The organism is Halopiger xanaduensis SH-6, from assembly GCF_000217715.1.
GTDB lineage: Archaea > Halobacteriota > Halobacteria > Halobacteriales > Natrialbaceae > Halopiger > Halopiger xanaduensis.
Genome location: NC_015666.1, coordinates 1,843,191 through 1,858,045 on the forward strand (window position 1 = coordinate 1,843,191; position 14,855 = coordinate 1,858,045).

Annotated in this window: 12 protein-coding genes and 1 tRNA gene; 12 read left to right on the forward strand and 1 reads right to left on the reverse strand. The window is 66.1% G+C overall.

Features of this window, described 5'->3' with window-relative positions; genetic code table 11:
• Positions 1–35: 35 nt before the first annotated feature.
• The 12 genes from HALXA_RS22065 to HALXA_RS09070 all read left to right on the forward strand — a co-directional run bounded on the left by HALXA_RS22065 (position 36) and on the right by HALXA_RS09070 (position 14,415).
• Positions 36–209 carry a hypothetical protein gene (locus tag HALXA_RS22065; RefSeq protein WP_006674019.1) on the forward strand — a complete coding sequence of 58 codons (174 nt, stop codon included), beginning with the start codon at positions 36–38 and terminating at the stop codon, positions 207–209.
• A 57-nt stretch (positions 210–266) separates the two neighbouring features.
• Positions 267–351 (forward strand) — tRNA-Leu (locus tag HALXA_RS09020).
• A gap of 273 nt (positions 352–624) precedes the next feature.
• On the forward strand, positions 625–1,068 hold the full coding sequence (locus tag HALXA_RS09025; RefSeq protein WP_013880031.1) for an SPW repeat domain-containing protein: 444 nt from the start codon (positions 625–627) through the stop codon (positions 1,066–1,068).
• Positions 1,069–1,405: 337 nt separating this feature from the next.
• A complete protein-coding gene (locus tag HALXA_RS09030; protein ID WP_013880032.1) occupies positions 1,406–1,900 on the forward strand; it encodes a universal stress protein in 495 nt (164 codons plus the stop codon).
• Positions 1,901–2,135: 235 nt separating this feature from the next.
• On the forward strand, positions 2,136–4,226 hold the full coding sequence (locus tag HALXA_RS09035) for a cation:proton antiporter (RefSeq protein WP_013880033.1): 2,091 nt from the start codon (positions 2,136–2,138) through the stop codon (positions 4,224–4,226).
• A 95-nt stretch (positions 4,227–4,321) separates the two neighbouring features.
• A complete protein-coding gene (gene acs, locus HALXA_RS09040) occupies positions 4,322–6,298 on the forward strand; it encodes an acetate--CoA ligase (protein ID WP_013880034.1) in 1,977 nt (658 codons plus the stop codon).
• A 129-nt stretch (positions 6,299–6,427) separates the two neighbouring features.
• Positions 6,428–8,794, forward strand: coding sequence for a bacterio-opsin activator domain-containing protein (locus tag HALXA_RS09045; RefSeq protein WP_013880035.1), 2,367 nt, complete (start codon positions 6,428–6,430; stop codon positions 8,792–8,794).
• Between the two features lie 315 nt (positions 8,795–9,109).
• A complete protein-coding gene (gene acs / locus HALXA_RS09050) occupies positions 9,110–11,086 on the forward strand; it encodes an acetate--CoA ligase (protein WP_013880036.1) in 1,977 nt (658 codons plus the stop codon).
• Between the two features lie 56 nt (positions 11,087–11,142).
• The gene (locus HALXA_RS09055) at positions 11,143–11,604 is read left to right on the forward strand and encodes a DUF4212 domain-containing protein (RefSeq protein ID WP_013880037.1); all 462 of its coding nucleotides are present in this window, start codon (positions 11,143–11,145) and stop codon (positions 11,602–11,604) included.
• Positions 11,601–13,292, forward strand: a complete 1,692-nt coding sequence (locus HALXA_RS09060) for a VC_2705 family sodium/solute symporter (RefSeq protein WP_013880038.1) — start codon at positions 11,601–11,603, stop codon at positions 13,290–13,292. Before HALXA_RS09055 ends, HALXA_RS09060 begins: the two co-directional genes overlap by 4 nt.
• Positions 13,293–13,296: 4 nt before the next feature.
• On the forward strand, positions 13,297–13,749 hold the full coding sequence (locus HALXA_RS09065) for a universal stress protein (protein ID WP_013880039.1): 453 nt from the start codon (positions 13,297–13,299) through the stop codon (positions 13,747–13,749).
• A gap of 294 nt (positions 13,750–14,043) precedes the next feature.
• Positions 14,044–14,415: a DUF7344 domain-containing protein gene (locus HALXA_RS09070; protein WP_013880040.1), complete on the forward strand. Its 372-nt coding sequence runs from the start codon at positions 14,044–14,046 to the stop codon at positions 14,413–14,415.
• 21 nt (positions 14,416–14,436) lie between these two features.
• Here the strand turns inward: HALXA_RS09070 and HALXA_RS21035 are convergent, their stop codons facing one another.
• On the reverse strand, positions 14,437–14,787 hold the full coding sequence (locus tag HALXA_RS21035) for a HalOD1 output domain-containing protein (RefSeq protein ID WP_013880041.1): 351 nt from the start codon (positions 14,785–14,787) through the stop codon (positions 14,437–14,439).
• Positions 14,788–14,855 lie beyond the last annotated feature (68 nt).

Sequence of the window (14,855 nt, forward strand, 5' to 3'; positions counted from 1 at the left end):
ACGCCCGGCTCCGTCGGGCCTGTTCGCCACACGCTATGAAGGAACCAACCTGCAAACTCGTCTGTACCGGGTGCGGCCTCGAGATGCCGTACCGCGACCGCTCGCTGGCCGAACAGGCTGCGGAGCTGCACCAGCTTCGCGATCCGGAGCACGTCACGTTCATCGTTCCGCCCGACTGGTCCCCGGAAGAGCCGGTGAAACATCAGTAGTGCAGCGGTCTCGCGGATCGACAGCTTCTTACTCGGGTCGGCAAAAGCCGTGTGTGAGCGCGGGTAGCCAAGCTAGGCCAACGGCGCAGCGCTTAGGACGCTGTCCCGTAGGGGTCCGCCGGTTCGAATCCGGTCCCGCGCATGGTTCTGCGGCGAGCAATCCCGCGAGCCGCAGGTTCTGCATCGGGCCGGATTCGAACGAGAGAAGACGCGCGCAGCGATGCGAGCACGCCTTCGCGTAGTTCGAATCCGGTCCCGCACGACGCTCGAGCCCTGTTCGGACTTTGTCGTGGAATTCGCGGTGCAGGCGGGTGACGAACTAATCGACCGACGCGAACGCCTCGAGGCCGATTCCCGGCGAGTGCAGCCTCGTTCCCTTTACTTGGCGGGCGACTCTCCTCGCGTGGAGGCAACTATGAGTGAAACACCGACCGATCCGGAAGCGAACCGCACCGCCGAGACTGACCGTCACCGTAATACCCTCAATACGGACACGATGCAGTGGGTGAGCGCGATCGTCGCCCTGGCGGGACTGGGGCTGGTCGCCTACCCGTTCATATTCGAGTCGACGGATACGGCGACCTGGAACGACACCCTCACGGGGACGGGCATCTTCCTGCTCGCCGGCTACAACTTCTACCGGCTGTCGAAGGACCGGCTGGCGAGCGTCGGCGTCGCCTCGCTGGCCGCGGTACTCGGGCTCTGGGCGCTCGTCTCGCCGGCGGTTATCGAGATGGGCAGCAGCGAACTCGCGATGACCACCGCCGGGGGCGGACTGCTCGTAGCAGCCCTTTCGGCCTACAACGCCTACGCGAACAGCAAGGCTGACGCGCCCGATCACGCCCACGCTCGCGCGTAAATAACCCAATTTTCACCGCTGAGGCGGGACGCACGCCGTCGAGTCGTGGGACGGCCACGCGGAGTGCGACAAATCGAACTCGAGAGCGGTCAGCGCCGACGGAAGAGCGCGCCGCCGAGCGAACCGGCGGTGAGACGGCGATCGCCGCGGCGGTGCCGAAGACGCCGGGGAGCCGAACGCGGCGACGAACAGACCGAGAATCGCGCCGACCATCACCGTCGGCGTCGCGGACCTCGCAGCGGGTGACGCCGTATCGCCGGCAGGAGTGCCTCGAGAGCGGGGACGGGCCGTCGAACGCGGCCGAACATTTACCTCCGCGGTCGTCGGAGACCGACGTATGTCACTGCTCGTCCCGTTCGACGCGTCGCGGCTCGCGACCGACGCCCTCGAGCGAGCCACGACGTTCGGCGAGGCGCTCGAGGAGGAGGTAGTCGTGCTGACGGTGATTCCGGACGATCCGGAGTACGCCAGGGATCGCGGCTGGATCACGGAGGGAGAACCGTTCGCTCCCGACGCGATCGAAGCGGGGATCCGGGAGCGAGTGATGGACGTCGCGCCCGAGGCGACGTTCCACACGGAGCGGGTGAGTTCCGACGAGCCGACGGCGACGTCGACGACGAACGTGGTTCGGGAGATCCGCCGCGTCGCGGCCGAGATCGAGGCGAGCGTGGTGTTCATCGGCTCGGAGAACGCCGGCTCCGTGATCGCGCCGCAGTCGAGCGTCGGGAGCCCCGTCGCGAGCGACCAGCGGTACGACGTCTACGTCGTTCGCCGGCCGGGCGAAGGCGTCGACGAGGCCGACGTCTCCGACATCGACTCGACGTCGGTGTAAGGGCGGTCTCCTCGAGTGCCGGCCGCTCTCGCGGCGGCACGCGAGCGGACCGACGGATAAAGCGACCGCCGTAGGCGGCGCTTAGTAATCGGGCCGCTCGTCGCGGATCGGAAACGAACGGCCGCGACCGGCGCGGACGCCGAGTCGTTCCGCGTCGTCCGACGTCGACGGGACCGGAACGGCCGCGTTCGAACTGCCGGTCGGATCGACAGGATACTCCGATGGGGAGCGGGTGATGCTACTGCTATCGCTACCGACGCTGTCGTCGCTTGCCGCTTCGACCCCCGGTGCTGTGCCCGTCCGCGATCCGATCCTCATCTTCGGGCTGGCGATGCTCGTCTTCCTGACCGCGCCGCTGGTCCTCCAGCGCTACCGGCTCCCGGGGATCGTCGGCATCATCGTCGTCGGCGCGGCGATCGGACCCAACGGCGCCGGCCTGCTCGAGCGCGACGAGACGATCGTGCTGCTGGGCGAGGTGGGGATCGTCTACCTGATGTTCGTCGCCGGCCTCGAGATCAACCTCTCGCAGTTTATCGCGTACAAGGACCGGAGCGTCGTCTTCGGGCTGCTCTCGTTCGTCGTCCCGCAGGCGGTCGGCACCCTCGTCGGGGTCGCCGCGCTCGACCTGTCGCTCGGCGCCGCGTCGCTGTTCGCCGCGATCTTCTCCTCGCACACCCTGCTGGCCTATCCGATCGTCAGTCGGCTCGGCATCGCGAGGGTCGAGAGCGTGACCGCGACGATCGGCGGGACGATCGTCACCGACACGCTCGCCTTGCTCGTGCTCGCGGTCGTCGTCGCCGCCGAACGGGGCGCGATCGGCCCGCTGTTCTGGCTCGAGCTGACCGGCAAGCTCGCGCTGTTTTTCGCGGGCGTCTGGCTGCTCGTTCCGCGGCTCGGCCGGTGGTTCTTCCGGACGGTCGAGCAGGAGAGCTACTTCGAGTTCCTGTTCGTGATGGTCGTGCTGTTCGCCGCCGCCTCGAGCGCCGCGGCCGCCGGCGTCGAGGGGATTATCGGCGCGTTCCTCGCGGGCCTCGCGCTCAACCGGCTGGTCCCCGAGAGCGGCCCGCTGATGAACCGGATCGAGTTCGTCGGAAACGCACTGTTCATCCCCTTCTTCCTGCTGTCGGTCGGGATGCTCGTCGACGTGCGGGTCCTGACCGCGGGCCTCGAAACGGTGACGATCGCCGTCGCCTTCCTCGCGCTGGTGACGACGACGAAGTACGCCGCGGCGTGGCTGACGGCCGAACGCTACGGCTACACGCACGACGAGACGATGGTCATGTTCGGCCTCTCGGTCGGGCAGGCCGCGGCGGCGCTGGCGATCGTCCTGATCGGCTTCGAAACGGGACTGCTCGACGAGGCGATGGTCAACGCCGTCGTGGTGATGATCCTCGTCGTCAGCGTCTTCAGCCCCGCGGTCGTCGACCGCTACGGGCGAGCGCTCGTTTCGGACCGCGCCGAGTACGATCCGGCGACGGCGCCCCAGCGGCTCATGCTCGCGTTTCCGGGACCGTCGGATCGCACCCCGAACCGCCAGCGGCTGGTGGACCTCGCCGTGGCCGTCCGCGAGCCCGAGGCGGCCCAACCGCTCTATGCAGCGACCGTCGCCCGCCCGGATCCCGGCGAGCCCGCGCGCCGGACGGAGGCCGAAATCGCCGAGATCGAGGCGTCGTTCGCCGAAACCGAGGCCTACACCGCCGGCGCCGAGGTCCCGATCGAACTCGAGACCCGGATCGACGACGACGTCGCCGACGGAATCAGTCGCGCCGCCGTCGAGAATCGGATCACGACGCTGCTCGTCGGCTGGGACGGCAGCCCCTCGCCGCGTCGAACGTTCGGCACCGTGATCGATCGCCTCCTCGGGCGGACGAGCCAGCAGGTGCTGGTCGCGCGCCTCTCGCAGCCGCTCAACACGACCGACGAGATCGTCGCGGTCCTGCCGCCGGGGATCGACCGCAACGAGGGGTTCTACGGGACGGTCCGTACGCTCGCGCACCTCGCGGACGGGATCGACGCGTCGATCCGCGCGGTCGCCGTCGGGCGGACGGCCGACCGGTACGAGCGACTCTTCGAACTGGTCGATCCGGACGTCCCCGTGACCGTCGACGGCGCGGACGGCTGGCCCGGCGCTCGCGACCGGCTTCGAACCGTCGGCGAGACGGATCTCGCCGTCCTGGTGAGCGCGCGCCGCGGCGCGACGGGCTGGCACTCCGAACTGGAGACGCTGCCCGCCGACCTCGCGCAGACGATCGACGGAAACGTCGTCGTCATGTATCCGTCGGGCGACGGCCGCGGGGACGATCGGCAGTTCCTCCGGTTCGACTGAGCCGACCGGGCGGGCCGGCGCCGGCCGCAGTGTCACCGCGATATCAAATCGATTCGGAGGAACGTTTATTCCGCTGACCGACTTCGGTTCGAAACATGGTCGATCGGAACGGGTGGGGACGGGATCGGCCCGTCCCGACCGGGTCGCCTCGGAGCCCTCCCGACTGGTTCGCCCGGCAGGCGAACGTCACGGACGAGGAGATCTACGAGACGTTCGAGCGGGACTGGCCGGACTGCTGGGAGCGGGCGGCCGACCTCCTCTCGTGGGACGAGCCGTACGATACCGTTCTGAACGACGAGAACGCGCCCTTCTACGAGTGGTTCGGCGGCGGGAAACTGAACGCCGCCTACAACTGCGTCGACCGCCACCTCGAGGCGGGGCGGAAGAACCACGTCGCGATCCGCTGGGAGGGGAAACACGGCGAGCACGAGACCTACACCTACCGGGACCTGTACGTCGAGGTCAACGAGTTCGCGGCGGCGCTGCGCGGGCTGGGCGTCGAGGAGGACGACGTGGTGACGATCTACCTGCCGATGATCCCCGCGCTGCCGATCGCGATGTTGGCCTGCGCCCGAATCGGCGCGCCCCACAGCGTCGTATTCGCGGGGCTCTCGGCCGACGCGCTGGCGACGCGGATGGACGCCGCCGAGAGCGAGTACCTGATCACCTGCGACGGTTACTACCGCCGCGGCGACGCCTTCAACCAAAAGAGCAAGGCCGACAACGCCCGGCTCTCGGTCGAGCAGGACGTCGAGACCGTCGTCGTCGATCGCCTCGGGGACGATCTGCCCCACGTACTCGGCGACGACGAGCGGGACTATCACGACCTCTGCCGGGAGTACGCCGGCGAAACCGTCGACCCCGTCTCTCGAGACGCCGAGGACATGCTGTTCCTGATGTACACGTCGGGCACGACGGGCGAACCGAAGGGCGTCGTCCACGCGACCGGCGGGTACCTCGCGCACGTCGCGTGGACGAGCCACGCCGTCCTCGACATCACGCCCGAGGACACCTACTGGTGTGCGGCCGATATCGGCTGGATCACGGGCCACTCCTACATCGTCTACGGGCCGCTGGCACTGGGCACGACGGCGGTGATGTACGAGGGAACGCCGGACTATCCCGACCGGGATCGACTCTGGGAGATCGTCGACCGGAACGCGGTCGACGTCTTCTACACGGCGCCGACGGCGATCCGCGCGTTCATGAAGTGGGGGTCGGACTACCCCGACCGGCACGATCTGTCCTCGCTGCGACTGCTCGGGTCCGTGGGCGAGCCGATCAGCCCCCGCCCGTGGAACTGGTACCGCGAGCACATCGGCCGCGGCGACTGTCCGGTCGTCGACACCTGGTGGCAGACCGAGACCGGGGCGGTGATCGTCTCGACGCTGCCCGGGATCGACGAGATGAAACCCGGCGCGGCCGGCCCCGGACTTCCGGGGATCGACGTCGCGGTCGTCGACGAAGCGGGCGACCCCGTCGAACCCGGCCAGGCCGGCTACCTCACCATCGGCCGCCCGTGGCCGGGCATGGCGCGGACGCTGTACGACGGCGACGACCGCTTCCGCTCGGAGTACTGGGACCGGTTCTCCGATCCCGACCGCGACGAGTGGGTCTACTTCAGCGGCGACGCCGCGGCGATCGACGAGGACGGCTACGTCACGGTGCTCGGCCGCATCGACGACGTGATCAACGTCTCCGGACGGCGCCTGAGCACGATGGAGATCGAGAGCGCGATCACCGACGTCGACGGCGTCGCCGAAGCCGCCGTCGTCGGCCGCTCGAGCGAGGCGACCGGCACCGAGATCTACGCCTACGTGAGCACGGCGGGCGGCCACGACCCGGACGCGACGATTCGACAGCGGATCGTCGACAGCATCGAGTCGACGATCGGCCCGATCGCGAAGCCGAGCGAGATCGTCTTCACGCCGGAACTGCCCAAGACCCGGTCGGGCAAGATCATGCGGCGACTGCTCGAGGACATCGCGAACGGGGAGGATCTCGGCGACACGAGTTCGCTCCGGAACCCGGAGATCGTCGGCGAAATCCAGGCCGAGAGCGGGACCGAGTAGATATCGTTTCGCAGATTCTACGGAAGCGAAATCGAATCGGGCGGTACGATCGCGATTTTCGTGAGAAGCGCTCGAGAACGGCGATGAGAGACGACACAATTATGTTCGCGACGCCGGAAATAGCGAAATATGAGTCAGTTGGAGGCCGGCTCGCCGGTGCTTTCCCGACGGCAGTACGAGGCGCTGCTCGACGCCGCCGAAACGTACCGGGAGGCGCTCGTCGTTCGGCTCTGCGGCGACGTCGGTCTCCGGCCCGCCGAGTTAGCGCAACTGACGGTCGACGACGTCGAGCAGGTGCGGATCGACCCGCCGCGGTATCTCGTACGCGTACCCGCGATCGACGACCGCGACCGCCGCGCCGCCTACCTGCCGACCCACGTCGAACGGGAGCTTCGGCGGTACGCGCGGAGTAACGGGCTCTCGACCGACGATCGGATCTTTTCGGTGACGCCGCGACGCCTCCAGATGCTCGTCTCGGAGGTCGCCGACCGGGCGAGCGACACGGTCGACGATCCCGCACTCAAGGACGTCTCCTCGAGCGACCTCCGGCGCTACTTCGCGCGGCGCGCGCTGGTCGACCACGACGTCAACCCACGCGCCGTCAAGGCCGCCGGCGGCTGGCGGAGCTTCGAGGCGCTCGAGCCGTACCTCGCCGAGCCGACGGAGGCGGAGCTCGTCGACGCCTTCGAGACCGTCGAACGGCCGTCCGGGCCCCGCGACGGCCGCACCGAGTCCGGCGCCGGTCCCGTGATCGGCGACGACAGCGTGATACGGCTGCTGCTGGCCGCGAGCGACCGGTACGCGCTCGTTCGCCTCGACGAGGACGGCTACGTCGAGCGCTGGAACCGCAGCGCCGCCGCGATGTTCGGCTACCGGGCCGGCGAGATCGTCGGCACCCACGTCTCGACGTTCTATCCCGACGAGGCGGTCGAGGAGGGCGCGCCCGAGCAGGTGCTGTCAGCGGCCCTCGAGGAGTCGGGCTACGAGGATGACGGCTGGCGGGTCCACAAGGACGGGACACGGTTTCGCGCGACCGAGGTGATCTCGCCGCTTCGAGACGATCGGGGTCGTCACCGAGGGTTCGCGGTCTTCCTGCGGGATATCTCGGCCTACCAGGAGGAACTCGAGTCGATCCGCTCGGAGCGGGACGGCCTCGAGCGCCGCGCGGCGATCGCCCGCCGCCACCGCGAGCTGACGCGCGCCCTGCTGGACGCGACCGACCACGAGACGGTCGAGACGACGACCTGCGAGACGCTGGTCGACGGCCCCGCCTACGCGTTCGCCTGGATCGACCGACCGACGGTCGGCGATCGGCCTCACGCTCGAGACCGACCGCGGGAGTGGCGCGTCTCGAGCGGTATCGACCCCGGCGACGTCGACCGACTGCACCCGGAGGAGCGGCGCCAGCGACCGGCGACCGGCGAGGGGACCGATGCCGATCCGTCGATCGAACCCCCGACGCTCGATGCGAACGCGCCGTCGGACTCGGCCTCGGCGGAGGGGGCGGACGGCGAACCGGCCCGCTCCGCGGCGAACGACGGCGCCGCAGCCGCGGTGACGGTCGAAACCGACGTCGAGGCGGACGTCGACGGGACGTCGTTCGACGGGGCGATCGCCCGCGTGCCGCTCGCGTACGGCGACACCGTCTACGGGACGCTCGCGGTCGCGACCGAGCGTCCGGGCGCGTTCGACGATTCGGAGCGCGCGTGGCTCGAGACGATCGGCCGACTGGTCGGCTACGTTATCACCGCCGTTCGGCGCCGGAACCTGCTGCTGTCCGATCGGGTCGTCGAACTCGAGATCGCCTGCCGGGACGACCGTTCCTTCTTCGTCGACGCCTCGAAGCAACTCGGCTGCCGGTTCGAACTCGACTCGCTCGTCCCCGTCTCGGAGTCGACGCACCTCTACTATCTGGACCTCGAGGGGGCCTCACCCGCCGACGTCTTCGAACTCGCCGAGGCCGATCCCGGAATCACGGACTGGCGGCTGGTCGAAACCGAGGCCGACGGCGGCCGCCTCGAGTTCGTCGTCGAAGGCTCGGCGCCGACGCTGACGCTCACCGAGTACGGCGTGACCGTCCGCGAGGCGGTCGTCGAGGACGGGACGGCGACGATCACCGGCGAGTGCGCGGCCGACGCCGACCTCCGGACGATCATGGACGGCCTCCGAGCAGCGTACCCGGACAGCGAACTCATCGGCAAGCGCGAGGCCGAACGGACGGTCCAGACGGCCCGGCAGTTCCGGGAGGGACTCGAGGATCGCCTGACCGACCGCCAGGAGGCGACGCTGCGGGCGGCGTACTTCGGCGGCTACTACGACTGGCCCCGCGAGAGCACGGCCGAGGAGATCGCCGACGCGATGGGCGTCTCCTCGCCGACGCTGCACAACCACCTCCGGAAGGCCCAGCACGAACTGCTGCGGACGTTCTTCGACGATCCGTCGGAGGGACATCGCCGGACGGACGACCGGGCGAGTGCGGAGGCCGACGCCGAGTGACGACCCGGAAACCGGCTCGGTGGCCGTCGCGAGCGGCCGACTCTACGCACCTAGAATGCCCCTACTATCTATAATCTAATACTAACTCTCTAGGGTGGGCGTCGAATCGTCGACGCGTACCGGGGTAACGGCCTCGAATTGCGCTACCGTGCCGTGTCCGTCGCTCGCCGATCCGGTCGATCGTATCACTTCGATCGATTGTTTCACGCATTGATGTGGTGGAATAACCGTTCAGGGTCGCTCAGTCCAGCGATCGATTTTGTACAACTAGAGGCTCCTTTTAGTATCATGGTTGTGCATTGATTGTGTTGTACCATGTCACAGGAGGAAGTCAGTCTCGAGGCGCGACTCGAGGAGCAAGAGGCGTTCGACCCTCCCGAGTCGTTCGTCGAGCAGGCGAACGTGTCGGATCCGTCGATCTACGAGGAGTTCGAGGAGAACTGGCCGGAGTGTTGGGAGCGCGCGGCCGATCTGCTCTCCTGGGAGGAGGAGTACGACACCGTCCTCGAGGACGGCGACGCGCCGTTCTACGAATGGTTCACCGGTGGGGAGTTGAACGCGTCGTACAACTGCCTCGATCGCCACGTAGAGGACGGCGCCAAGAACCGCGCGGCGATCAAGTGGGAGGGCGAACTGGGGGAGACTCGCACCTACACGTACGGCGAACTGCTGAACGAGGTCGAAGCGTTCGCCGCGACGCTGCGGGATCTCGGCGTCGAGGAGGACGACGTCGTCACCCTCTACATGCCGATGATCCCGGAGCTGCCGGTCGCGATGCTCGCCTGCGCTCGCATCGGCGCGCCCCACAGCGTCGTCTTCGCCGGCTTCTCCGCGGACGCGCTCGCGACGCGGATGAACTCCGCGGACAGCGAGTACCTGGTCACCTGCGACGGCTACTACCGCCGCGGTGACGCCCTCGACCACATCTCGAAGGCCAACGAGGGCCTCGAGGACGTCGAGCACGAGGTTTCCGACGTCGTGGTCGTCGACCGGCTGGGCGACGCGCTCAACCACTCGCTGGGCGACAACCAGCACGACTACGACGAACTCGTCGCGGAACACGAGGGCGCGTCGGTCGAACCCGTCTCCCGAGATGCGGAGGATATGCTGTTCCTCATGTACACCTCGGGGACGACGGGCCAGCCGAAGGGCGTCAAGCACACGACCGGAGGCTACCTCGCATATACGGCGTGGACCAGCCACTCGGTGCTCGACATCAAACCCGAGGACACCTACTGGTGTTCGGCGGACATCGGGTGGATCACGGGTCACTCGTACATCGTCTACGGCCCGCTCGCGCTGGGCACGACGACCGTGATGTACGAGGGGACGCCCGATTACCCCGAGAAGGATCGGCTGTGGGATATCGTCGAGAAGAACCGTGTGGACGTGTTCTACACGGCGCCGACGGCGATCCGGGCGTTCATGAAATGGGGCCAGCAGTACCCCGACCAGCACGACCTGTCCTCGCTGCGGCTGCTGGGAACCGTGGGAGAGCCGATCAACCCGCGGGCGTGGAAGTGGTACTACAAACACATCGGCAACGAGGAGTGTCCGATCGTCGACACCTGGTGGCAGACCGAGACCGGCGGCATGATGATCACGACGCTGCCGGCGATCAATACCATGAAACCCGGCTCCGCCGGGCCTCCGCTGCCGGGCATCGACGCACAGGTGGTGGACGCCGAGGGTGACGAAGTCGACGCCGGCAAGGCCGGCTACGTGACGGTCAACAACCCGTGGCCCGGCATGCTCCGGACGCTGTACAAGAACGACGAGCGGTTCATCAACGAGTACTGGGACGAGTACTCCGACGCGGACGCCGACGAGTGGGTCTACTTCCCCGAGGACGGGGCGAAGATCGACGACGACGGCTACATCACCATCCTCGGCCGCGTCGACGACGTGATCAACGTCTCCGGCCACCGGCTGGGGACGATGGAGATCGAATCTGCTGTCGTCGGCGTCGAGGGCGTCGCGGAAGCCGCCGTCGTCGGCGGCGACCACGACGTCAAGGGCGAGGCGGTGTACGTCTACGCCATCCCCGAGGACGGCTACGAACCGAACGAGGACCTCGAGGAACAGGTCGTTGAGGGCGTCGTCGATGCGATCGGCCCGATCGCCCGACCCGAGGAAGTGATCTTCACGCCGGAACTGCCGAAGACGCGCTCGGGCAAGATCATGCGCCGCCTGCTCGAGGACATCGCGAGCGGCAACGAACTCGGTAACACCTCGACGCTCCGCAATCCCGAGGTCGTCGACGACATCAAGGAACAGGTCGCCGGGGACTGATCTTCCCCCATTAATTATTAATAACATACACGAGAAGACGATTCACGCACGATACTATGCCAGATAATAACTCACGCAACGAGGCGCAAGATGGCCGTCCGGAGGGGTCGAGAGACCTCGAGACGGACGGCGGGGTGGCCGGCCACGGCCAAGCCCATCGAAATACCGACTACCTCAGTCAGGAGGTCAACCTGCTCAAGCCGAGCACGCCGTTCATGCGCGATCACCTGCGGATCGTCTGGACGGGCTTTGTCATCTGGGTACTCGCCGTCTGGGGGCCGGTGACGCTGACGTACCTGGCGACGGACGTGATGACGACCCAGATGCCGGTGCTCGGCTTCCCGCTGCACTACTTCCTGGTCGCGTTCGGCGCGCCGACGAGCGCGCTGATCCTCTCGTTCTGGTACTCGCGCAAGCGGGACGCGCTCGATGAGAAGTACGGCATCGATCACGCGACCGTCGAGACGACCGAGCGCGGCGGCGGTGCGACCGCCGCCGACGGAGGTGCCGACGAATGACGGGGATTCCGGCCGTTCCGCTGCAGGAGAGTCTCCTGCCGGAGTCGCTCGACATCTCGTTCAAGTTGCTCCCGGCCGCTCTGGTCATCGGGATGCTCGGGCTGTTCCTCGCGATCGGGTTCGTCTTCCGCGTGGCCGACACCGAGAACATGTGGGTCGCCGGCCGCTCGATCGGGAACGTCGAGAACGGGATGGCGATCGGCGCCAACTGGATGTCGGCAGCGTCGTACCTCGGGATGGCGGCCTCGATCGCGCTGGCCGGCTTCTACGGGCTGGTGTACGTCGTCGGCTGGACGACGGGGTACTTCATCCTGCTCATCTTCATGGCCGCGCAACTGCGACGATTCGGGAAGTACACGGCGCCCGACTTCGTCGGCGACCGATTCAACTCCGACACCGCGCGCGCGATCGCCGCGATCACGACGTTCCTCATCGGGTTCGTCTACGCCATCGGCCAGGCGAAGGGCATGGCCCTCGTCGGGCTGTACGTCTTCGGCGACTACGGTGGCCTCATCCCCGGCCTCGACGGCTACCAGGTGATGGTCGTCGCCATGATGACGATCACCGTCGGCTACCTGACGCTGTCGGGGATGCTGGGCGCGACGAAGAACCAGGCCGTCCAGTACACCATCCTCATCATCGCGTTCGTGGCCGGGCTCTACGCCGTCGGCTGGACGCAGGGCTACTCGACGGTCCTGCCCCAGCTCGAGTACGGCATGCTGATCGACAGCCTCGGCGAAGAGTTCAGCGAGCCGTTCGCGACCTCGAGTTACTACCTGTGGGTCGCGACGACGTTCTCGCTGATCGTCGGGACCTGCGGACTGCCCCACGTGCTGGTGCGGTTCTACACGGTCGAAAGCGAGCGGACGGCCCGCTGGTCGACCGTCTGGGGGCTGTTCTTCATCTGCATCCTGTACTGGAGCGCCCCCGCGTTCGCGGCGTTCGGGACGAGTCTCTACTCGGAGAACGTCCGCGCGACGTACGGCGATCCCGGCATGGCCAGCGCGGCCAGCGAGGTCATCGTCGTGCTGGCGGCTCAGCTAGCGGAACTCCCGCAGTGGTTCGTCGGACTGGTTGCTGCCGGCGGTATCGCCGCGGCGATCGCGACGATTGCCGGCCTGTTCATCGCCGGCTCCTCGGCGATCAGCCACGACATCTACACGAACATCATCAACGAGGACGCGACGCAGCGCCAGCAGATCCTCGTCGGGCGCCTCTCGATCGTCGCGCTGGGCGCGCTGACTACGCTGGCCGCGCTCGACCCGGCGTCGTCGATCGCCGCGCTAGTCGGCTACGCGTTCGCGCTGGCCGGCTCCGTGCTGTTCCCGATGTTCTTCCTCGGAATGTGGTGGGAGAACACCAACCGTCCGGGCGCCCTCGCGGGGATGACCACCGGGCTGGTCGGCTGGTCGATTCCGATGATCAACGAGATCGTCCCGACCTACATATCCTCGCTCGAGGCACCGCTGTCGGCGGGACTGGCCCAGTGGATGCCGGCTATCGGCTCGGCGCTGATCACCCTGCCGGTAGTCTTCATCGTCACCATCGCGGTCTCGCTGGTGACCGACGAACCGGACATGGAGACTAAGCGAGTCGTCAGACAGTGCCACAGCCCCGAACCGATGGCACAGCAACAGACCGCCGAAGACGTCGTGACCGACGGGGGCGAGACCCCCGCGGACGACTGAACCCATGTACGAGAAAATACTCGTTCCGACGGACGGGAGCGAGACATCCGAGGCGGCGGTCGCTCACGCGATCGACCTCGCCGAGAAATACGAAGCCGGGCTCCACGCCCTATACGTAGTCGATACCGATTCGATGAGTCTCACCCTCGGTGGTGAACAGCTCGATCGCATCGAGCAAGGACGCTTCGGCGAGATGGAGGAGGTCCGCGAGCGCGCCGAGCGAGCGACTGGCTACGTGGCCGATCGTGCGGCCGAACGGGGACTCGAAACCGTCGAGCACATCTCGGCGGGCCGACCCCACTCCCAGATCGCCGACTACGTCGACGATAACGGGATCGACCTCGTCGTCATGGGATCGCACGGCCGCACCGGCGTCCGTCGGGCGTTGCTCGGTAGCGTCACCGAGCGAACGCTCCGGTCGGTCCGCGTGCCGGTACTCGTCATCGACGAAGACTGAGCCGTATCGGCACTCGAGACGACGTTTTTGTTTGGCGACGCTAAAGAGCGACGCCGACGGTATTGGAGGCCTATTGAAACATTCAAAAGTTGATGGGAAGGGCGTGCTGCATACAGAGGATAAGTTCAGCACGACGACTTTGGTTGTTTCACGCCGAAAGTAGTGAACCAACCCCTCCCCGTAAGTGTAAACTGGCTGAAAAGGGCATTCACCCACATAATCGAAACATATTTTCAAATAGGTTGGGGGAGAACTTTATACGCATTGATGCCTGTCTCTCGTCCATGGAGAACAATGAATGAGGAAACCAGAGAGAGTGGAGAAATTCCAAAAGCGGAAATAGCCACGCCAGTAGAGGACATTTCGGTAGATGTAATCTTCGAATTGATCTCTCACCAACGTCGGCATGCAATTCTTGATCTCCTTCTAACTTACGACCAATCATTAACTATCACTGATCTTCGTAACGAGATCGTCGAAAAGGAGGAGGACACAGAAATAACCGAGATCTCCAGCGAACAGGTGAAACAGGTTCATATATCATTGCACCACGTTCACATTCCAAAATTAGAGGAGAAAGGAATCGTCAACTATGACTCGGACCGGAGTATCGTTGAGCCAACGGAGAAACTTAGCCAACTGGAACCGTTCCTCAGTCAACTATAAATCACCTGGAGAGACTTCCGATCACGTGTTCTCCATCGGTTTAACTTCAATCGTTCCTTCACTAAATGTGGTCACTGCAAATCCCTCATACGAAAAAGAGAAACAGACATTTTTCTGATCGTCGGTAGCTGTTCCCGATAGAAGATCATCGAGAGCCCCTGTATCGATCGCAGAATGAAGAGGAGACAGTTCGTTAGGATCGCTGTTGGCAGCAGCCGCTACCACGGCAACTATTGCAAGACTCGGCTGATCACGACTGCTGTCGTACTCTGCCCGGAAGATATTCGCATCTATATCGAACTCTACGCTGTTCATCGAGCCTACGGCCTCAACGGCACCGAGGGCACCGATTTCTTTGTGGGAAGGAGTCATCACCCGAATAGAGGAGTCCCACTGGGATGACGCTGAGTTTTGCTCGCGCAACATTCGTTTAAACGGGG

Excerpts from the sequence above, each read along its gene's own strand:
- HALXA_RS09070 (WP_013880040.1), top strand. The coding sequence starts at position 14,044 with ATGAATGAGGAAACCAGAGAGAGTGGAGAAATTCCAAAAGCGGAAATA.
- HALXA_RS09030 (WP_013880032.1), top strand. The coding sequence starts at position 1,406 with ATGTCACTGCTCGTCCCGTTCGACGCGTCGCGGCTCGCGACCGACGCC.
- HALXA_RS22065 (WP_006674019.1), top strand. The coding sequence starts at position 36 with ATGAAGGAACCAACCTGCAAACTCGTCTGTACCGGGTGCGGCCTCGAG.
- acs (WP_013880034.1), top strand. The coding sequence starts at position 4,322 with ATGGTCGATCGGAACGGGTGGGGACGGGATCGGCCCGTCCCGACCGGG.
- HALXA_RS09025 (WP_013880031.1), top strand. The coding sequence starts at position 625 with ATGAGTGAAACACCGACCGATCCGGAAGCGAACCGCACCGCCGAGACT.
- acs (WP_013880036.1), top strand. The coding sequence starts at position 9,110 with ATGTCACAGGAGGAAGTCAGTCTCGAGGCGCGACTCGAGGAGCAAGAG.
- HALXA_RS21035 (WP_013880041.1), bottom strand. The coding sequence starts at position 14,787 with ATGACTCCTTCCCACAAAGAAATCGGTGCCCTCGGTGCCGTTGAGGCC.
- HALXA_RS09035 (WP_013880033.1), top strand. The coding sequence starts at position 2,136 with ATGCTACTGCTATCGCTACCGACGCTGTCGTCGCTTGCCGCTTCGACC.
- HALXA_RS09065 (WP_013880039.1), top strand. The coding sequence starts at position 13,297 with ATGTACGAGAAAATACTCGTTCCGACGGACGGGAGCGAGACATCCGAG.
- HALXA_RS09055 (WP_013880037.1), top strand. The coding sequence starts at position 11,143 with ATGCCAGATAATAACTCACGCAACGAGGCGCAAGATGGCCGTCCGGAG.
- HALXA_RS09060 (WP_013880038.1), top strand. The coding sequence starts at position 11,601 with ATGACGGGGATTCCGGCCGTTCCGCTGCAGGAGAGTCTCCTGCCGGAG.
- HALXA_RS09045 (WP_013880035.1), top strand. The coding sequence starts at position 6,428 with ATGAGTCAGTTGGAGGCCGGCTCGCCGGTGCTTTCCCGACGGCAGTAC.